The sequence below is a fragment of the Marichromatium sp. PS1 genome (assembly GCF_041155115.1).
In the GTDB taxonomy this organism is placed as follows: domain Bacteria; phylum Pseudomonadota; class Gammaproteobacteria; order Chromatiales; family Chromatiaceae; genus Marichromatium; species Marichromatium gracile.
The window spans coordinates 1609706-1627856 of sequence record NZ_BAAFHB010000002.1 but is presented as its reverse complement, the minus strand read 5'-3'; the positions used below and the strand labels follow the sequence as shown (position 1 = coordinate 1627856).

The following is an 18151-nucleotide window of genomic DNA, read 5'->3' as shown; positions in this document are numbered from 1 at the left end:
GCTCAGTCCTCCTCGGTGCGCGACGCCAGCGCTGGCGGATGCTGCGCCAGGATCGCACGCAGCAACTCAGGATCCTCGACCCGACACTCGAACTGGAAGCGCCCACCGGGCCCCACCCGATACGGCTGACCGAAGAGATCGATCTCGCGCCCCGGCGGCGCCCAGCCCGAGACGCACAACCGCGCCTCGACCACGACATCCTCGGCGCGCGGCGAGGGCTGTGCGTACTCCAATCTCGGCGGGGCCTGACCGACCAGTCGCGCCTCCTCCGGCCGCGACACATCGGCAGGCGCGGCGATCGACACCGAGGCGGCGACATCGCCTCGCGCCACGACACCGCGGCGCACCCGCTCGACATCGACCTCGAGCCCGAGTCCATGCGCGAAGGGCTCGGAGCGGGCGATCATCACCCAGCCCTCGGCGCCGTCGGAGAGCCCGAGCTCGGCGCAATAATCACCGCTCGGCGGTCTCTCCACGAGTCCCATCAGCCCATGCGCGCCACCGCTCACCCGTGCCCGCACCACCCGCTCCGCCACCAGCCGATCGCCGGCGCCCGGATCCGCACGCAGCAACCGCACCACCGGACTCGCCCCTCCAGGACCAAAGAGCGCGGCGGCGCGAGCCACATCGGTCGAGGCGAGACACCAGCTCGCCCCGATACCACCGGCGGCGCGCTCGAACAGGGTCACCTCACTGCCACGCCGGGGCGCAGGGAAATCCAGCGACACCGGATACGACATCAGCGATGGATCGACCATCACCGCATCGGCGGCATCGCCGGGACGCGCACTGACCTCGTCCGCGCTGAAGTCTTGGTGGATATCGATCGCTCTGCGCTCCTCTTCAAATCAGCCCCATCAGGCCTCGGCGTCGGCCGACGTCAAATCGACCGCGCAGCATATCGGAGGCGGCGCCGAGCCGCTCTCTCCCGCGAACTCGGCCAAGGCGGATGCAGCAGCCTCCAGGCGTTGATGCAGATACGGCAGCCAGGACTCGCCCCAGTACAGATAGCAGCTGGTCTCGGCCTCGAGGATCAACTGCCGGGCGCGCGTCAGGTGGCCATCATCGTCATCCTCGCGATATTCGCGCAACAGACTCCAATACCGCTCGCTCAGTCGCACCAGCTCGGTCACCGCCGCACGCTGCGCCCGACTACCGGTCCAGCGCGAGAGCGCGGCGCCGACATCGGCGTTCCAGCAATCGGTCTGGACCCGCGCGTGGACGCGTGGATGAAAGGCATCGAGATAGCGTCCGAGCGAGACCGGACGGATCATGCTCTCGCCGGCGCGCCAGCGCGTCATCTGCGGCGCGAAGAAATGACCGAAGAAGCCAGCCTGCTCCTGGGTCTGACGCAGCCAGGCACCATTCTCACCGTCGCACCAGGTGGTGAGCAAACGCGGCTCGCGGGGACGCGGCGAGCGGGCAGCGCGGACACAGACCTCGCGCTCGAAACCATCGGGCTCCAGTCCCGATTGCTGCGCGCCGGAGAGGGCGCGATCGCGCGGCACCACACGGATGCAGGCGCCATCATGACAGGCCAGATAGGGGCGCAGCACGTCGCTCATGCCATCTGCCGGGCGCACATGGCCACCGTCGACCACCACATAGTCGTAACCGGCCTTCACCAGCGCCGGGATCATCTCCATGGTGAAGGCCAGCTCCGGCGGCCAGAACCCACGCGGCGCGCGGCCGAAGGCGCGCTCAATCAGGGCCCGCCCCCGCGTCAATTGCTCGGACCAGTCGGCGCGCGCGATCAACGGGAAGATCGGGTGCGAATACCCTGTCCCCACCAGCTCGATGTTGGCCGCCCGGCGATATCGATCGAGCATCGCCGGGATGTCGACGATGGCGCGATAGCGCGCGACCACCTCAGGATCGAGCAGCTGCTCGAGCAGCACCCCGGAGAAACCGACATGCAACACCGCGACATCGCGAAAGTGCTCGGCATAGCGCAGGACCCGTTCGTAACAACGGATGATCTGCTCGGCCTCCCAGGGGCTGACCTCGATCAGCAGGCGCAGATTGCCCGGGGGCTGGTGCATGTGGAGCCCGAGCGCGTGGGCGATATTGGTGACGGTCATCCGGATCTGAACAGCGGGTCGACGAGTCCCGTGACATCCACGGGCTAGAGCAATCCCACATTAAACAATGGGGCGGGACGGGTAAAGCGCGGGATAGCGGCCAGCGGCCAGCGGCCAGCGGCCAGCGGCCAAGAGGATTGAACCGCAATGGCGCAAAGAGCGCGAGACAGGCAAGAGCCACCAGCCGTCAGCCGCCGCCAGCCAGCCCTCGCCCCTGGAGGCTGAAAGCTGGCCGCTGGAGGCTGACGATCGACGCGCCCTACTCGGCCCGCCCCTCGAGCACCACCAGGCTACGGCCGCGCACCAGCAGCACCGAGGCCGGGTGCGGCGGCTGGAGGTCGGGCTCGATCAGGTCGGTCGGTGAGGCCCTGGCGGTATCGAGCGCACGGAACCAGGCAACGCCCGGGAGCTGCGGCAGGGTGAAGCGGCGGGCACAGGGCTCCATGTTGATGGCGACATGGAGCACCGCCTCGGTCTTGTGCAACGGCGCCAGGGTAAAGGCGAGCACCCGCGCCTCGGGGTCATCCCAGGGGGGCTGATCGGGTTCGAGCCCGTGCCAGCGGATGTCGGGCAGCCCCCCGCCAGCGCGCGCCCGACCGCTGAGAAAGCGCCGCCGGCGCAGGCTCGGATGGCGCTGGCGCAGCGCGATCAGGCCGCGCACGAAACCCAGCATGCTGGCGTTGCGTTCGACCAGCGACCAATCGAACCAGTTCTCGGCGTTGTCCTGACACCAGGCGTTGTTGTTGCCGCCCTGGCTGCGCAGCACCTCGTCGCCGGCGAGCAGCATCGGCACCCCCTGACTGAGCAGCAGCAGCGCAAGCAGATTCTTGGCCTGACGCCGACGCAGCGCCAGCACCTCGGGGTCATCGGTCTCACCCTCGATGCCGCAGTTCCAGCTCAGATCGTCGTCGGTGCCGTCGCGGTTGTCCTCGGCGTTGGCGAGGTTGCGCTTGCGGTTATAGGAAACCAGATCCCAGAGGGTGAAACCGTCGTGACAGGTGACGAAGTTGACGCTGTTGAGCGGATGGCGGAGGTTGGCCTGGTAGAGATCACTGCTGCCGGCGAGCCGGGTGGCGACCTCGGCCACCAGCCCGGGATCGCCGCGCACGAAACGACGGATCACGTCACGATAGCGACCGTTCCACTCCATCCAGCGATAGCCGGGGAAGCTGCCGACCTGATAGAGCCCGGCGGCGTCCCAGGCCTCGGCGATGATCCGGCTGGTGGCCAGGGTGTCGGAGAGCTCGATCCCCCACAACACCGGCGGGTTGGCCAACGGCTGACCGTCGGCGTCGCGCGCCATGGCGCTGGCCAGGTCGAAGCGAAAGCCGTCGACGTGCATCTCGCGCACCCAGTACTCGAGCGCGTCGATGATATAGCGCGCCACCAGCGGGTGATTGGCGTTGACGGTATTGCCACAACCGGTGAAATCGAGATAGATGCGCCGATCGAGCACGTCGAGACAGTAGAAGGTCTCGTTGCCGAAGCCCTTGAAGGTCAGGGTCGGCCCCCCCGCCCCGCCCTCGCTGGTGTGGTTGAAGACCACATCGAGGATGACGCCGATGCCGGCGCGGTGCAGCGCCTTGACCAGATCACGGAACTCGCGCCGGTGGCAGCCGGCCTCGGGGTCGACGCAATAGCCCGGGTGTGGCGAGAAGAAGCCGTAGCTGCTGTAGCCCCAGTAATTGCGCAGCCCCGCTCGCCACACCGCCGGCGGCACGTCCTGCTCGTCGAAGGCCATCACCGGCATCAACTCGACATGGCTGATGCCGAGCGCGCGCAGATAGGGGATCTTCTCGATCAGTCCGAGGAAGGTCCCCGGGTGCGCGACCCCGGCACTGGGATGTCGGGTGAAGCCGCCGACGTGCAGCTCGTAGATGATCGTCTCCTCCCAGGCTCGGCGCAGCGGGGTGTCGCCCTCCCAGTCGTACTCCTCGGCCAGCACCACGCCGCGCGGCGAGTCGTGGGGGCGCACGCCCTCGTCCTGACGGCGCCAGCGGTCCCAGTCACAGACGTTGACCGCGCGCGCCCAGGGGTCGACCAGCTCGACCTCCGTGTCGAAGCGCCAGCCGTTGCCCTGCGGATCGAAGGGACCGTCCATGCGCCAGGTGTAGTGGGTCCCCGGCGGCAGATCGACCACCAGCACGTGCCAGGAGAAGAAGGTGTGGTTGACCTCGGGGTCGAGACGGATGACCTGGAAGGGCTCGGCGCTGTCGGCACCGGCATAGAGCAGCAGCTCGGCACCGGTGGCATGACGACTGAACACCGAGAAGTTGACCCCGGCGTCCTCCACGGTCGCCCCCGGCGGGTGACGGTGCCCGGGCAGGGTGTGATACGGAGCATTGAGAACGACCATGACGGAATACGCAGCCCCGGTTGCGAATGCTGCCGGAAGGGACAGCTGAAGAGGTGACGCAGCCGCGGCGTCACAGGCACCGCGAGCATAGCACGGGCGCTCGCCCCGACCGCCTCAGGCGTGCCGCACCGCCGCCGGCGCAGGACGATCGACCCAGCCCCAGGCCAGCACCCAGGCCACCGCCGAGGCCAGCGCCGCGCCGCCGAAGGTCACCAGCGCACCGGCGTCCTCCCACAACAACCCACCGATCAGGCTGCCGGCGGCGCCGCCGGCGCCGAAGCTCAGCGCGCTGTAGAGCGCCTGCCCGCGCCCCTGGGTGCGCCCCGGAAAGGCATGGTGGACCCAATGGATCGCCGCGGCATGGAAGGTGGCAAAGGTCGCGGCATGGAGCAACTGGGCGAGCACCTGCAGCCACAGCAGCTCGACCCAGGCGCCGATCACCAGCCAGCGCACCACCGCCAGGGCCAGACTCCAGAGCAGCACCCGACGCGCCCCGAAGCGCTCGAGCAGGCGGTGCATCACCAGAAAGATCGCCACCTCGGCCACCACCCCCAACGCCCACAGCCCGCCGACGGCGTCGGTACCGTAGCCGTTGGCCTCGAGATGGATCGAGTAGAAGGCGTAATAGATGCCATGGGCGAGCTGCATCAGCAGACAGGCGGCGAAGAAGGCAAGCACCGCGGGCCGGCGCAACAAGGCCCCGATCCGGGGCTCGGTGCCCTTGGCATGCACTGGCGCACTGTCGGGGATCACCAGACTGGTCAACCAGATCCCAAGGAGCAGCGCCAGCACCCACCAGGGCAGGATCGCGAACGACTGCACGTGCAGCGCCATCCCCAGCGCCACCACCACCAGCACGAAGCCGACCGAACCCCACACCCGCACCAGCGCATAGCGCGTCGGCCGACGGCGGAGATGATTGAAGGTCACCGCCTCGAGCTGCGGCAACGAGGCGTTCCAGAAAAAGCTGAACAGCGCCATCGCCAGCGCCGTGGCCCAGAACCCCTCGCCGAAGAAGATCAGCCCGAAGAGCACGACCGAGAGCAGCGCGGCGAGCCGCACCAAGGGCATCCGCCGGCCGCTGCGGTCGGCAAGCTGACCCCAGACCAGCGGGGCGACGACCTTGGTGGCGTAGAGGATCGCCATCAACTGGCCGATGGCCAGGGCATCGAAGCCGCGATCCTGCAGATAGAGCCCCCAATAGGGCACCAACGCCCCGAGCGAGGCGAAATAGAAGAAGTAGTAGCCGGAGAGACGCCAGTAGGGCATGACGGGGGCGCGCGGCGCCACGGGGGCGCGCACGCGGACTCAGGCGCCGGGGGCGCGCGCGGCGATCGGTGGGATCGGCGCCTGGGTGGTGGCGTTCTGGGCGCGGTGGCGCAGCAGATGATCCATCAACACGATTGCCAACACCGCCTCGGCGATCGGCGTGGCGCGGATCCCCACACAGGGGTCGTGACGCCCCTTGGTGACCACCTCGACGGGGTTGCCGTCGCGATCGATCGAGCGCCCGGGGATGCGGATGCTCGAGGTCGGCTTGAGCGCGATACGGACCACCAGGTCCTGGCCCGAGGAGATGCCGCCGAGTACCCCGCCGGCATGGTTGGAGAGGAAGCCCTCCGGGGTCATCTCGTCGCGATGCTCACTGCCGCGCTGCTCGACACAGGCGAAGCCGTCACCGATCTCGACCCCCTTGACCGCGTTGATCCCCATCATCGCGTGGGCGATGTCGGCGTCGAGCCGGTCGTAGATCGGCTCGCCGAGCCCGGTGGGCATCCCCTCGGCGACCACGGTGAGCGCCGCCCCGATCGAATCGCCGGACTTGCGCAGCTCGTCCATGAAGCGCTCGAGCTCGGGCACGCTCTCGCGACACGGCCAGAAGAAGGGGTTGGACTCGACCGCCGCCCAGTCGAAGCCGCGCGGACGGATCGGGCCGAGCTGGGAGAGATGACCGCGGATCCGCACCCCGACCTGCTCGGCCAGATACTTCTTGGCGATCGCCCCGGCGGCGACCCGCACCGCCGTCTCGCGCGCCGAGGAACGACCGCCGCCGCGATAGTCGCGATGACCGTACTTCTGGTCGTAGCAGTAGTCGGCGTGGCCGGGACGATAGCGGGTGGCGATCTCGGAGTAGTCCTTGGAGCGCTGGTCCTCGTTACGGATCAGCAGCCCGATCGGTGCCCCCGTGGTACGCCCCTCGAACACCCCGGAGAGGATCTCGACGGTGTCGGACTCGCGCCGCTGGGTGGTGTGGCGCGACTGCCCCGGCTTGCGCCGATCGAGGTCGCGCTGCAGATCGGCCGCGCACAGCGCCAGCCCGGGCGGGCAGCCGTCGACCATGCCGCCGATGGCCGGCCCGTGGCTCTCGCCGAAACCGGAGACGACGAACAGTTTACCGAGACTGCTTCCAGACATGATCGGGATCCAGGCAACGAGAAGGATTCAGGACAACGGATCGAGCCACGCCGAGCACACCGGCGCGGCCCGACGGATCAATAGGTCGGCGGCGCCACCATGTCGTCGGGATCGAGCCAGGCATTGCCCTTGGCCAGCACCTCGCGACTCAGGGTACTGGTGGCCTGGTGGAGCTTGACCCCATTGACGATGTAGTTGTAGCGCGCGCTCAGGTACTCGAACTCGGCCTGGAACAGGTTGCGCTGGGCGTTGAGCACGTCGACCTGGGTGCGGGTGCCGACCTCGAGCCCGGCCTGGGTCGATTCCAGCGCCGAGCGCGCCGAGACGATCGAGGCCTGACGGGCCTTGACGTCCTCGATGCTCGAGAGGATGCCGCGATAGGCGTCCTTGACCTGCTGGCTGACCTGACGACGGGTCTGGTCGAGTCGGTCCTGAGCGGCGCGGAAGTTGTAGCCGGCCTCACGGGTGCGCGAACTCACCGCCCCACCCTGGAACACCGGGATGTTGACGCTCAGACCGACGAAACCGGTGTCGGAGTCGGTGTCGAAGGTCGCATCGGAGCGCGAGATGTCGTAGCCGGCCTGGAGGTTGACCGAGGGGTAGTGGCCGGAGCGCTCGATCTCGATGCCCTTGCGCGCGGCATTGGCCGCCTCGCTCGCGGCGATGATGCCGTAGTTGCTGCGCAGTGCGGTCTTGGCCCAGACGTCGATCTCGTTGGGTTCGGGCGGCGAGAGCGGCAGGCGGTCGCCGAGGCGCGCCAGCGGTACCTGGATCGGGCCGACGATGGTGCGCAGCGCCTCCCAGGCGTTGTCGAGATCGTTGCGCGCGGTGATCAGGTCGGCGCGCGAGCGGTCGTAGGCGGCCTGACTCTCGTTGACGTCGGTGATCGCCACCAGACCGACCTCGAAGCGCTGGCGCGACTGCTCGAGCTGGCGCTCGTTGGCGCGCAGCAGCGCCTCCTGCACGGTCACCGCGTCGGCGGCGCGCAGCACGTTGAAATAGGCCTCGGTGGTCTGGACCATGAGTTCGAGCTGGGAGTCGCGGAACTCGGCCTCGGCCTGGGCGATGACATGATCGGATTGCTTCAGGGTCATCCAGCTGGCGCGGTCGTAGACGGTCTGGTTGACCACCGCCTGCAGCCCCTGGGTGCCGTACTTGTCATAGCGGTCGAAGCTGCCGAAGGTGCTGGTACCGCTGCTGTCGACGCTCTGATAGTCGATGTCGCCCTGCACGCTCAGGTTCGGCAGCAGCAGTGCCTGGGCCTGGGGGCGGGCTTCGCGGGAGGCGAACAGACGCTGTTCGGCCTCGCGCAGGGTGGGCGCGCTCTGCGCGGCCATGTCATAGATCTGCAGCAGATCCTCGGCCTGGCTCAGCGGCGCGATCCCGCACAGAAGAGCCGTGATCAGGGTCGGAAGGGTTTTCCGCATCGGATTTGGTTTCCTGGGTGCAGACCCGCGCACGACGGCTGGAGATCGTGCTTGGATCCGGAGGCGATGGTTCCAATCGAGACGGGATTCCGTCATCATGCTTGGATTGCAGTATAGGGGAGAAGCGGGCCCGCCCTCAATGCGTCGGCGCCCTGCCCCGACCGGACGTCCCCGCACCGCGCAGACCGCCCGCCGTTCCCCGCTCACAAGGATTCCCCCAACGATGGCACGTCTCGTCGCTAGCGACTTCCGTCCCGCCTGGTGGTTGCCCGGCGCCCATCTGCAGACCGTCTGGCCGGCGCTGATGCGCCGACGCCCGCCGCTCGACCTGACCCCGAGACGCATCGAGCTCAGCGATGGCGACTTCATCGATCTCGCCATCGGTCGCCCCGTCGGTCCGCGGGTGGTGTTGATCCACGGGCTCGAGGGCAACCTCGAGTCGCACTACGCCGGCTCACTGATCCACGCCCTCGAGGGCGCCGGCTTCCAGCCGGTGTTCATGCACCTGCGCGGCTGCTCGGAGGCACCCAATCGGCTCGATCGCTCCTATCACTCGGGGGCCTCGGAGGACCTCGCCGAGGTGCTCGAGCAGCTCGCCGCCGACCCCGAGGGCGAGCCGCTTGCGGCGGTCGGCTTCTCGCTCGGCGCCAACCTGTTGCTCAAGTATCTCGGCGAGCGCGACACCGCGCGGGTCGGCGCAGCGATCGCCGTCTCCGTCCCCTTCGTGCTGCGCGACGGCATGCTGCGTTTCAATCGTGGGCTCTCGAGGGTCTATCGTCGCTATCTGCTCGACCGGCTCAAGGCCAACCTGCGACGCAAGTTCGCCGACCGCCCCCTGCCGCTGGCGGTCGACCTCGAGCGGATCGGCGACTTCAACGACTTCGACGACCAGATCACCGCACCGCTCAACGGCTTTGCCGGTGTCTTCGACTACTACAGCCGCTCGAGCTGTCGCGGCTATCTGCGCGGGATCACCACCCCGACGCTGATCATCCACGCCGCCGACGACCCCTTCATGTATCCGTCCACGGTCCCGATGGCACACGAACTCGGCCCCGGCGTCACCCTGGAGCTCAGCCGCCACGGCGGCCATGTCGGCTTCGTCTCCGGCAGCCATCCCTGGCGCCCGATCTATTGGCTCGAGCAGCGTATCCTCGCGCAGTTGCGCGACCTGCGCGGCTGAATCGCCACCCTCAGCCCCGGGTATCGCCGAGCGGCGTTCAGCCCGGGGCTTCTATGCTAGTCTTCGCCCATTTTCGAAGGAGAGTCACGCCGATGCCGCTTGCATTCGCCCCCGTCCTCGCCGCCGCCCTGCTCGCACTGAGCCTGGGCGGTTGCGCCACCCCCGAGACCAGCAGTGACTTCAAGGCCCAGGACCCGCAGTCACAGACCTGCCTGGCACGCTGCGAGATCGCCAGCACGCATTGCGAGCAGCGCCAGCAGATCCGCGAGACCGAGTGCCAGACCCATATTCGCATGATCGGGGAAGACTACGAGACCTGTGTCGCCAATCGCGGCGCCGGCTGCCTGAAGCCCGACGTCTGTCTTGGCGCGGACCTGCGCATCTGCCGTATCCAGCGCGAAGAGTGCGTGGCCGCCTGCGCGGCGAGCCACCGCGCCACCACCGCACCGAGCGACGTCGAGGCGGCAGCGTCCGCTGAGAAGGAAGAGCAGGCCGAGGGCTGAACGCCCCCGGCCAGGTAGGATGACGAACGGGCGGCGGTCGTGCCGCCCGCCCCGTTCAGCCCATCTCGAGCAGCGTGCGCAGCTCGATGATCGCCGCGTTGGCCCGTGAGATGTAGGAGGCCATCACCAGCGAGTGATTGGCCATCGGGCCGAAGCCGGTACCGTTAAGGATCAGCGGGCTCCAGATCGGGCTCTGCGTCTCCTCGAGCTTGCGGATGATCTGGCGCAGCGAGACCAGCGCGTTCTTGTTCTCGAGCACCGACTTGAAATCACCCTCGATTGCCTGGAGGGTGTGGAGCAACGCCCAGGTGTAACCACGCGCCTCGAAGAAGACGTCGTCGATCTGGTTCCACGGCGTCTTCTGCACCCGCTCCTCGGGGACCGCCGTCGACTGACGCGCGCTTGGGTCGCCAGCCAGGTCGGTGTTGAGCTGACGCTGCCCCACGGCATAGGACAGACGCTGCGCCAGACTCCCCAGACGCTTCTCCACCAGCCCCAGATACATCGTCAGGTTGTCGGCGCGGGCAAAGAACTGACCATCCTGAGCGCGCTCGTCGGAGAGTCGCTCAAGATAACGATAGAGCGCATCGGCACCCTTGCGGTACTCGGACTCGCTCGAGGGCAGGATCCAGGAGTTGGCGTTGTAGTTGAACTGCGGCTGGGCGATCTGCAGGTCGACGTCCTCGATCGACTGCGACTGGGCACGGCTGAGGTGATTGCGCAGCGAGTCGACGAGGTCGCGCACCTCGGTCAGGGCACCGAACTCCCAACTGGGGATATTGTCGAGATAGACCCCGGGCGGCATCACATCATTGGAGAGATAGCCACCGGGCTTGTCGAGCAGGGTCTCGACGATGCGGATGGCGGTGGCCGTGGTCAGGGTGCCCGGGACCAGTCGGGCCTCGTCGCCCCCGACCATCTCCAGTGCGCTCTCGCGCACATCGAACTCGCCGGGCGAGCGCGACCAGACGATGCCGAGCACCAATACCACCAACAGATAGGTGACCAGAAATACTCCGCTGGTCCACCAGAGGCCCCGTTCGCGCCAGATGCGCGGGTTGTAGAGTTCCATTAAATTCTTGGCTCGTCGACGGATCGCGGCCCTGAGGCCGGATAGATTCAGGTCCATCACTTGACTCCTTACTGACTGAAAGTCTGACAAGGACGCAGCCCCCATGGCGGTACGGGGGACAGCGTCCCGAAATTCGTCGTACCGCGGCCCGGGCCACGCGATGCGCTACCCGACGAGCGAGAGGCCCGCGCCCACCTCGAGTGATTGCGGACAGACAACCGGGCGTGTCGGGCGCAACCCGCCCTGACATCAAACCCGACCCTACCATTCTCGCCCCGAGACCGGCCCCGGGTCCATGCGGTGTTGCCTAGAGACTGCACCATGCGCCGAACGTTCCCCAAGACACATGCGCCATCGCCATCGGTAACCACCATGCTCGCGCACGGAAGACACGTCTCGTCCACCTTTGATGCTGTGTGCGCCGGTGCAGTTTCACAATCCACCCGATTGAGATAACGCATCAACTTTTTGTTGACATCGGCGAGGAATGACCAAGAGAATCGGTCTTTCCTTTTGTTTTGTGCGGAAAGCGACAAGCACACCGCGTCCCCGCTGAGCTGGACCCGAAACACAGACATCGAGCGCCGAGCGGCACTGGTCTGGGGCCGCAGGCAGCGGCGCGCGGCGCCGAGTCGAGGCACAGACCCCACTCATCGTGTTTCGGATAAACCCATGCAACGAGAATCGATCGACGCTATCGAGGCGAATCCGCGCTATCAACAGCTGGTCAGATCACGCAAGCGCTTCGCCTGGGTGCTGACCCTGCTGATGCTGGGCATCTATTACGGCTTCATCCTCACCATCGCCTTCGCCCCTGAACTCCTGGCGATCCCGGTCGCCGAGGGCGCGATCATGACCATCGGCATGCCGCTCGGTGTGGTCATCATCCTCAGCGCCTTCCTGCTCACCGGCATCTACGTGGTGCGCGCCAACGGTCACTTCGACCGCCTGACCAAAGAGATCCAGGAGGAGGCACGATGAGACGCTTCGCACCCTGGGGCGTACTCGCCGCCCTGCTCATCCCCTTCGGTCTCGCCGCCGCCCCGGCAATGAGCGGCGCGGTGGAGAAACAGGCGGTCAACGTCACCGCCATCAGCATGTTCGTCGCCTTCGTCGTCGGCACCCTCGGCATCACCTACTGGGCGGCGCGCCGCACCCGCAGCGCCAAGGACTTCTATACCGCCGGCGGCGGCATCACCGGCTTCCAGAACGGTCTGGCGATCGCCGGCGACTACATGTCGGCGGCCTCCTTCCTCGGCATCTCCGGGCTGGTCTTCGCCTCCGGCTACGACGGCCTGATCTACTCGATCGGCTTCCTCGTCGGCTGGCCGGTGATCATGTTCCTGCTCGCCGAGCAGATCCGTAACCTCGGCAAGTTCACCTTCGCCGACGTCGCCTCCTACCGCTTCGGCCAGACCCAGATCCGCACCATGGCCGCGCTCTCCTCGCTGGTCGTGGTCGCCTTCTATCTGATCGCGCAGATGGTCGGCGCCGGCAAGCTGATCCAGTTGCTGTTCGGTCTCGAGTACTGGATGGCGGTGGTCGCCGTCGGCGTGCTGATGATGGTCTACGTCATCTTCGGCGGCATGACCGCCACCACCTGGGTGCAGATCATCAAGGCGGTGCTGCTGCTCTCCGGCGCCACCTTCATGGCCTTCGCCGCGCTCTCGGCCTTCGGCTTCTCCCCCGAGGAGATGTTCCGCCAGGCCACCGAGATCCACCCCAACGGTCTCGACATCATGGGACCGGGCTCGCTGGTGCAGGATCCGATCAACGCCATCTCGCTGGGGCTGGCGCTGATGTTCGGCACCGCCGGCCTGCCGCACATCCTGATGCGCTTCTTCACCGTCCCGGATGCCAAGGAGGCGCGCAAGTCGGTGTTCTACGCCACCGGCTTCATCGGCTACTTCTACATCCTCACCTTCATCATCGGCTTCGCCTCGATCGTGCTGCTCGCCCAGCACCCCGAGTTCTTCAAGCCCGAGGCACTGAGCGCCGAGGGTGCGGTACTCAGCGAGCGCCTGGTCAGCGGGGTTGAGGGCGGCTCCAACATGGTCGCGATCCGGCTGGCCGAGGCCGTCGGCGGCAACCTCTTCCTCGGCTTCATCTCGGCGGTGGCCTTCGCCACCATCCTCGCCGTGGTCGCCGGGCTGACCCTGGCCGGCGCCTCGGCCATCTCCCACGACCTCTATGCCAGCGTGATCGCGCGCGGTCGTGGCAACGAGGCCACCGAGATCCGCATCTCGCGCTTCGCCACCTTCGGGCTGGGACTGGTCGCCATCGCACTCGGCATCGCCTTCGAGAGCCAGAACGTCGCCTTCATGGTCGGCCTGGCCTTCGCGATCGCTGCCAGCGCCAACTTCCCGGTGCTGGCCGCCTCGATCTTCTGGGGGCGGATGACCACCCGCGGAGCACTGGCCGGCGGTCTCGCCGGTCTGCTCAGCGCGGTGGTGCTGACGGTGCTGTCGAAGGCGGTGTGGGGCGATGTGCTCGGTCACACCGCGCCCGGCCCCGACGGCACCCCGGTGCCGGTCGGCCTGATCGGGCTCGACAACCCGGCGATCGTCTCCATCCCGATGGCCTTCTTCTTCATCTGGCTGGTCTCGCTGCTCGACAACTCCGAGCAGGCCCAGCGCGAGCGCAGCGCCTATCGTGCCCAGCGCATCCGCTGCGAGACCGGGATCGGCGCCGAGGGGGCCGCGAGCCACTGAGGTCCCGCTCACCGCCCGCGCACGCGGGCGGTGGGCGTCGAGGCGCAGGGACGCGCCAGCACTGCTCCGATCGTCCGGGCGCAACGCCCGGACGCCCCTCATCTCCCGCCCCGCATCCCTCCCGTTTTCGCCATCTACGGCCCACTCACCCGGCAGCACCGGACGCAGCAGCGTCTATACTGGATAAAAACAAGAAAAACAGCGGATTAAACAGGCAGCCCCGGGAGGATGAAAACACCATGTACGCAAATCGCGATGATGCCGAACGCCGCCGCTACGAGCGCCGCGAATGGACCGGTGAGGCGCGGCTGATCCCGCTTTCCGGAGAACGGATCGAGCGACGTCAGCACATCTATCACGTCAACGGCCACGACATCGGCGAGGGGGGGATGTGCATCAGCGCCGGCGAGCGCTTCGCCATCCGCTCGCGACTGCTGCTGGAGATGGCGCTCGAGGATACGATCGAGCCGCTGCAGGTGACCGGCTCGGTGGTCTGGGTCGAGGCCGGACACGATGCCCAGCGCTGGATGATCGGCATCGCCTTCTGTGCGCCGCCGGCCTATCCGCCGCGCATCGACCGTCACACCACCGCCGAGACCCACGCCCACTGAGTCCGCCGCACGCGCCAGCAGGACGGCGCGCCCAGTCTCACCCTCCCCCTGCCGATCAGAGCAACCAGACCGCGCCGAGGAGCACCAGCGCGGCCATGGCACCGGCGATCAGGTCGTCGAGCATGATGCCGAGCCCGCCCTCGACGTGACGATCGGCGAGGCGCACCGGCCAGGGCTTCCAGATATCGAACAGCCGGAACAACAGGAACCCGGCGAGAATCCAGCCCCAGCCGGCGGGGGCGACCGCCATCGTCAGCCAGAAACCGGCGAACTCGTCCCACACGATCGCCGAGGGATCATGCACCCCCAACTCGCGCGCGGTGCGCCCACAGGCCCAGATACCGATGCCGGTGGCGAGCACCAGCAAGCCGAGATAGAAGGGCCAGGACAGCCCGGCGAACAGCAGATAGAGCGGGATCGCCGCCAGGGTACCGAAGGTGCCGGGTGCGCGCGGCGCCAGCCCCGAGCCGAACCCGAAGGCGATCCAATGGTGTGCGCGACGCGGATCGAAGCCCGCGCGCGCCGGGCGCTCAGGCGCCGGCGAAGTGGTCATAGCCCTTCCTCGTGGGGTTCAGCACGGTGCCGTCTGGCAGCAGGCAACGCAGCGCGTCGTCATCGCCGCGGATGATACCGACCGGGGTCAGACGACAGCCGAGACGCTGCCCCAGCGCCAGGATCTCACCGTCGCGACCGGGCGGCGCGCAGAAACAGAGCTCGTAGTCGTCGCCGCCGGCGAGCGCGAGCGACCAGTCCGCGCGCGCGGCCACCGCCTCACCGAGCGGCAGCGCGCCGAGCTGCAGCTCGGCGCCGACGCCGGAGGCGGCGAGCACATGCCCGAGGTCGGCGACGAGCCCATCGGAGAGATCGATCGCGGCGCTGGCGATGCCGCGCAACCCGCGCCCGAGCGCGACCCTCGGGGTCGGACGTTCGAGCCGCGCGCGCAGCGCCGGATCGGGATCGCGACCGGCCTGCAGCTCGGCGAGCGCCAGCGCCGCGTCGCCCAGGGTGCCGCTGACCCAGATGCGATCGCCCGCACATGCGCCATCACGACGCAGCGCCGCCTCGGACGGTACCAGCCCCTGGAGCTGCAGGGTGATGGTCAACGGCCCCCGGGTAGTGTCGCCACCGACCAGCCGCACCCCGTGGGCGCAAGCCAGCTCGCCGAGACCGGCGGCGAAGGCCGCGAGCCACGCCGGATCGGAGGCAGGGAGGGTCAGCGCCAGGGTCGCCCAGGCGGGCTCCGCGCCCATCGCGGCGAGATCGCTGAGGCTCACCGCCAGGGTCTTGTGACCGAGCGCGTGGGGATCGCAGTCGGGGAAGAAGTGGACGCCGGCGACCAGGGTGTCGAGGCTGACGGCCAACGACTGCCCCGGCGGCACCCGCAGCAGGGCGCAGTCGTCGCCGACCCCGAGCAGCACATCCTCGCGTGCCGCGCCGAGCCCGGCGAAGTGCGCCCCGATCAGCGCGAACTCGGCGCCGGGTTCAGCCGTCACCGTCGGGACGTTCGGCGGCGCGCCGCGCCACCGCCTGATGACGGGCGATCTTGTCGAGTACGCCGTTGACGTACTTGTGGCCCTCGTGGGCGCCGAGCAACTTGGTGAGCTCGACGGCCTCGTTGATCGCCACCCCGTCGGGGATCGCCGCAGAGAACAGGATCTCGAAGGCGCCGATACGCAGGATCGCCAGCTCCACCGGATCGACCTGCTCGATCGGGCGATCGAGAAAGCGGGTGAGCTGGGCGTCGATCGGCTCGATGCGCTCGGGGACCCCGGCGAGCAGCTGCTCGAACAGCTCGAGGTTGAAGCGAAAACGGTGCGCCGAGGCCAGCGTCTCGTCCTCATCGATGCCCTGCAGCGATGCCGAGACGGCATCGAGCCAATCCGGGTCATCGAGCATGTGGCGCTTGATCGCCATCGGGTCCTCACCGGTGAGACGCCACTGGTAGAGGGCCAGCGCCGCATAGCGACGCGCCTGGGTGCGTGGACTCACCATTTCAGTCGAACTGCCGTGCCAGCGAGACCATCTCCAGCGCCGAGAGCGCGGCCTCGGCGCCCTTGTTGCCGGCCTTGGTGCCGGCGCGCTCGATCGCCTGCTCGATGCTGTCGACGGTGAGCACGCCGAAGGCGATCGGCAGCCGGTGGCTGAGACCGACCTGGGCGAGCCCCTTGACGCACTCGTTGGCGACGTACTCGAAGTGGGGGGTGCCGCCACGGATCACCGCGCCGAGGGCGACGATGGCGTCGAAACCGCCGCGCGTGGCGATCTGTTCGGCGGCCACCGGCATCTCGAAGGCACCGGGCACGCGCACGATGGTGATGTCCGACTCCTCGACACCGTGACGACGCAGCGCGTCGATCGCGCCCCGCTCCAGGCTATCGACGACGAAGTTGTTCCAGCGCGCCACCAGCAGACAGAAGCGGGCGCCATCGGCACGCATGGTGCCTTCGATGGTATGAATGGTCATCTCGGTTTGTCCTCTCAGGATTGGCGACCACCGGTGTACTCAACCACCTCCAGGTCGAACCCGGAGATGGCATGCATCGACTTCGGCGCGCTCATCACGCGCATCTTGCGCACGCCGAGATCGGCGAGGATCTGCGCGCCGATACCGAAGGTGCGCAGCGTATGACCGTCCTGCTGCCGGCGCGGCGGCACCTCGTCGTCACGGTCATGGAAATCGAAATCCTTGATCCGCGCCAGCAGATCCTCGGCTCGATCGCGGTTGCGCAGCACCACGATCACCCCCTCGCCGGCCTCGCCGACCTGACGCATCACGTCGCGCAGCGGCCAGCCGCAGGCGCCGTGATCGGCCTCGAACAGATCGCAGAGGCTGTTTTGCAGGTGCACCCGTACCAGGGTGGGGTGCTCCGGATCGATCTCGCCGAGGGTCAGCGCCAGGTGCAGCTCGTGATCGATGCTGTCGCGATAGGCGTGCAGCTTGAAGGTCCCGTAGGGCGTGGGCAGCTCGCAGCCGCTCTCGCGCACCACCGCGCGCTCGTTGCGCACCCGATAGTGGATGAGATCGGCGATGGTGCCGATCTTCAGCCCGTGGGTCTCGGCGAAGCGCTCGAGATCGGGGCGGCGCGCCATGGTGCCGTCCTCGTTGAGGACCTCGACGATCACCGCCGCCGGGGTGAAACCGGCGAGCCGGGCGAGATCGCAGCCGGCCTCGGTATGACCGGCGCGCACCAGCACCCCGCCGGGTTGGGCGATCAGCGGAAAGATGTGTCCGGGCTGCACCAGATCGCGCTCGGTCGCCTCGGGCGCGACCGCGGCGCGCACCGTGGTCGCACGATCGGCTGCGGAGATGCCTGTGGTGACGCCCCGGGCGGCCTCGATCGAGACGGTGAAGGCGGTCGCGTGCGGGGCCTGGTTGTCGTTGACCATCGGTGCCAGACGCAGCTGCTCGCAGCGCTCACGGGTGAGGGTCAGACAGATCAGCCCGCGACCGTACTTGGCCATGAAGTTGATCGCCTCAGGGGTGACACAGTCGGCCGGAAGCAGCAGATCGCCCTCGTTCTCGCGATCCTCGTCGTCCATGATCACCACCATGCGCCCGGCGCGCAGCTCGGCGATGATCTCCTCGGTCGTGTTCAGGCCGGTATGGCTCATAGCAAATTGGGTCTTTTCGAGCGAAGCCAGTAAGTTTAACAGACGGTCAAGCGCCTGCGTGGACGGAAGCAGTCGCGGCCAGCGGCCAGCGGATTGAACCGCAAAGCCGCAAAGAACGCGAAGAGGTTCAAGTTGCCAGCCTTCAGCCGTCAGTGGCGGCCTGTTCTCAAACACTGACGC

General features: G+C 67.9%; 17 protein-coding genes. 5 read left to right on the top strand and 12 right to left on the bottom strand.

All coding sequences use genetic code 11. The annotated features are described in order from the left end of the window. Positions 1-2 precede the first annotated feature (2 nt). The 6 genes from ACAM26_RS08780 to ACAM26_RS08755 form a co-directional block, all read right to left on the bottom strand. Positions 3-758 carry a hypothetical protein gene (locus tag ACAM26_RS08780; protein ID WP_369613453.1) on the bottom strand — a complete coding sequence of 252 codons (756 nt, stop codon included), beginning with the start codon at positions 756-758 and terminating at the stop codon, positions 3-5. A gap of 99 nt (positions 759-857) precedes the next feature. Next, complete coding sequence (locus ACAM26_RS08775; RefSeq protein WP_369613452.1) at positions 858-2081, bottom strand: glycoside hydrolase family 57; 1224 nt, start codon at positions 2079-2081, stop codon at positions 858-860. A 259-nt stretch (positions 2082-2340) separates the two neighbouring features. Beyond that, the gene (gene glgX, locus ACAM26_RS08770) at positions 2341-4437 is read right to left on the bottom strand and encodes a glycogen debranching protein GlgX (RefSeq protein WP_369613451.1); all 2097 of its coding nucleotides are present in this window, start codon (positions 4435-4437) and stop codon (positions 2341-2343) included. A gap of 114 nt (positions 4438-4551) precedes the next feature. Beyond that, entirely contained in the window at positions 4552-5706 is a 1155-nt protein-coding gene (locus ACAM26_RS08765) for an MFS transporter (RefSeq protein ID WP_123140430.1), read from the bottom strand. A 39-nt stretch (positions 5707-5745) separates the two neighbouring features. Next, on the bottom strand, positions 5746-6852 hold the full coding sequence (aroC, locus tag ACAM26_RS08760) for a chorismate synthase (protein WP_123142586.1): 1107 nt from the start codon (positions 6850-6852) through the stop codon (positions 5746-5748). Between the two features lie 77 nt (positions 6853-6929). After that, positions 6930-8279: a TolC family outer membrane protein gene (locus tag ACAM26_RS08755; protein WP_123140383.1), complete on the bottom strand. Its 1350-nt coding sequence runs from the start codon at positions 8277-8279 to the stop codon at positions 6930-6932. 223 nt (positions 8280-8502) lie between these two features. Here ACAM26_RS08755 and ACAM26_RS08750 point away from each other — a divergent pair, with 223 nt between their 5' ends. After that, entirely contained in the window at positions 8503-9462 is a 960-nt protein-coding gene (locus ACAM26_RS08750) for a hydrolase (RefSeq protein WP_123140384.1), read from the top strand. 92 nt (positions 9463-9554) lie between these two features. Next, on the top strand, positions 9555-9965 hold the full coding sequence (locus ACAM26_RS08745) for a hypothetical protein (protein WP_123140385.1): 411 nt from the start codon (positions 9555-9557) through the stop codon (positions 9963-9965). 55 nt (positions 9966-10020) lie between these two features. Here the strand turns inward: ACAM26_RS08745 and ACAM26_RS08740 are convergent, their stop codons facing one another. Continuing rightward, positions 10021-11037: a DUF2333 family protein gene (locus ACAM26_RS08740; protein ID WP_223806094.1), complete on the bottom strand. Its 1017-nt coding sequence runs from the start codon at positions 11035-11037 to the stop codon at positions 10021-10023. Between the two features lie 672 nt (positions 11038-11709). On the opposite strand from ACAM26_RS08740, the gene ACAM26_RS08735 reads away from it, so the two are divergent. From ACAM26_RS08735 to ACAM26_RS08725, 3 genes are all read left to right on the top strand, one after another. After that, positions 11710-12018, top strand: a complete 309-nt coding sequence (locus ACAM26_RS08735) for a DUF485 domain-containing protein (RefSeq protein WP_123140387.1) — start codon at positions 11710-11712, stop codon at positions 12016-12018. Then, entirely contained in the window at positions 12015-13748 is a 1734-nt protein-coding gene (locus tag ACAM26_RS08730; RefSeq protein ID WP_123140388.1) for a cation acetate symporter, read from the top strand. The genes ACAM26_RS08735 and ACAM26_RS08730 overlap by 4 nt, the downstream gene beginning before the upstream one ends. A gap of 239 nt (positions 13749-13987) precedes the next feature. Next, the gene (locus tag ACAM26_RS08725) at positions 13988-14359 is read left to right on the top strand and encodes a PilZ domain-containing protein (protein WP_123140389.1); all 372 of its coding nucleotides are present in this window, start codon (positions 13988-13990) and stop codon (positions 14357-14359) included. 55 nt (positions 14360-14414) lie between these two features. Here the strand turns inward: ACAM26_RS08725 and ACAM26_RS08720 are convergent, their stop codons facing one another. The 5 genes from ACAM26_RS08720 to ribBA are packed head-to-tail and all read right to left on the bottom strand — an operon-like array spanning position 14415 to position 17971. Continuing rightward, positions 14415-14912, bottom strand: a complete 498-nt coding sequence (locus ACAM26_RS08720; protein WP_369613450.1) for a phosphatidylglycerophosphatase A — start codon at positions 14910-14912, stop codon at positions 14415-14417. Next, positions 14890-15852, bottom strand: coding sequence for a thiamine-phosphate kinase (gene thiL / locus ACAM26_RS08715; protein ID WP_123140391.1), 963 nt, complete (start codon positions 15850-15852; stop codon positions 14890-14892). The genes ACAM26_RS08720 and thiL overlap by 23 nt, the downstream gene beginning before the upstream one ends. After that, positions 15842-16351 carry a transcription antitermination factor NusB gene (nusB, locus tag ACAM26_RS08710; protein ID WP_123140392.1) on the bottom strand — a complete coding sequence of 170 codons (510 nt, stop codon included), beginning with the start codon at positions 16349-16351 and terminating at the stop codon, positions 15842-15844. The genes thiL and nusB overlap by 11 nt, the downstream gene beginning before the upstream one ends. Before the next feature lies 1 nt (position 16352). After that, positions 16353-16823 carry a 6,7-dimethyl-8-ribityllumazine synthase gene (ribE, locus tag ACAM26_RS08705; RefSeq protein ID WP_123142589.1) on the bottom strand — a complete coding sequence of 157 codons (471 nt, stop codon included), beginning with the start codon at positions 16821-16823 and terminating at the stop codon, positions 16353-16355. A 14-nt stretch (positions 16824-16837) separates the two neighbouring features. After that, the gene (gene ribBA, locus ACAM26_RS08700; protein WP_369613449.1) at positions 16838-17971 is read right to left on the bottom strand and encodes a bifunctional 3,4-dihydroxy-2-butanone-4-phosphate synthase/GTP cyclohydrolase II; all 1134 of its coding nucleotides are present in this window, start codon (positions 17969-17971) and stop codon (positions 16838-16840) included. Between the last annotated feature and the right edge of the window lie 180 nt (positions 17972-18151).

What these genes read in the sequence shown, in the direction of transcription:
- ACAM26_RS08740 (WP_223806094.1), bottom strand. Translation starts at nt 11,037, where the DNA reads ATGGAACTCTACAACCCGCGCATCTGGCGCGAACGGGGCCTCTGGTGG.
- ACAM26_RS08720 (WP_369613450.1), bottom strand. Translation starts at nt 14,912, where the DNA reads ATGACCACTTCGCCGGCGCCTGAGCGCCCGGCGCGCGCGGGCTTCGAT.
- ACAM26_RS08745 (WP_123140385.1), top strand. Translation starts at nt 9,555, where the DNA reads ATGCCGCTTGCATTCGCCCCCGTCCTCGCCGCCGCCCTGCTCGCACTG.
- ACAM26_RS08750 (WP_123140384.1), top strand. Translation starts at nt 8,503, where the DNA reads ATGGCACGTCTCGTCGCTAGCGACTTCCGTCCCGCCTGGTGGTTGCCC.
- ACAM26_RS08780 (WP_369613453.1), bottom strand. Translation starts at nt 758, where the DNA reads ATGGTCGATCCATCGCTGATGTCGTATCCGGTGTCGCTGGATTTCCCT.
- ACAM26_RS08725 (WP_123140389.1), top strand. Translation starts at nt 13,988, where the DNA reads ATGTACGCAAATCGCGATGATGCCGAACGCCGCCGCTACGAGCGCCGC.
- ACAM26_RS08755 (WP_123140383.1), bottom strand. Translation starts at nt 8,279, where the DNA reads ATGCGGAAAACCCTTCCGACCCTGATCACGGCTCTTCTGTGCGGGATC.
- glgX (WP_369613451.1), bottom strand. Translation starts at nt 4,437, where the DNA reads ATGGTCGTTCTCAATGCTCCGTATCACACCCTGCCCGGGCACCGTCAC.
- ACAM26_RS08765 (WP_123140430.1), bottom strand. Translation starts at nt 5,706, where the DNA reads ATGCCCTACTGGCGTCTCTCCGGCTACTACTTCTTCTATTTCGCCTCG.
- ACAM26_RS08775 (WP_369613452.1), bottom strand. Translation starts at nt 2,081, where the DNA reads ATGACCGTCACCAATATCGCCCACGCGCTCGGGCTCCACATGCACCAG.
- nusB (WP_123140392.1), bottom strand. Translation starts at nt 16,351, where the DNA reads ATGGTGAGTCCACGCACCCAGGCGCGTCGCTATGCGGCGCTGGCCCTC.
- ribE (WP_123142589.1), bottom strand. Translation starts at nt 16,823, where the DNA reads ATGACCATTCATACCATCGAAGGCACCATGCGTGCCGATGGCGCCCGC.
- aroC (WP_123142586.1), bottom strand. Translation starts at nt 6,852, where the DNA reads ATGTCTGGAAGCAGTCTCGGTAAACTGTTCGTCGTCTCCGGTTTCGGC.
- ACAM26_RS08730 (WP_123140388.1), top strand. Translation starts at nt 12,015, where the DNA reads ATGAGACGCTTCGCACCCTGGGGCGTACTCGCCGCCCTGCTCATCCCC.
- ACAM26_RS08735 (WP_123140387.1), top strand. Translation starts at nt 11,710, where the DNA reads ATGCAACGAGAATCGATCGACGCTATCGAGGCGAATCCGCGCTATCAA.
- ribBA (WP_369613449.1), bottom strand. Translation starts at nt 17,971, where the DNA reads ATGAGCCATACCGGCCTGAACACGACCGAGGAGATCATCGCCGAGCTG.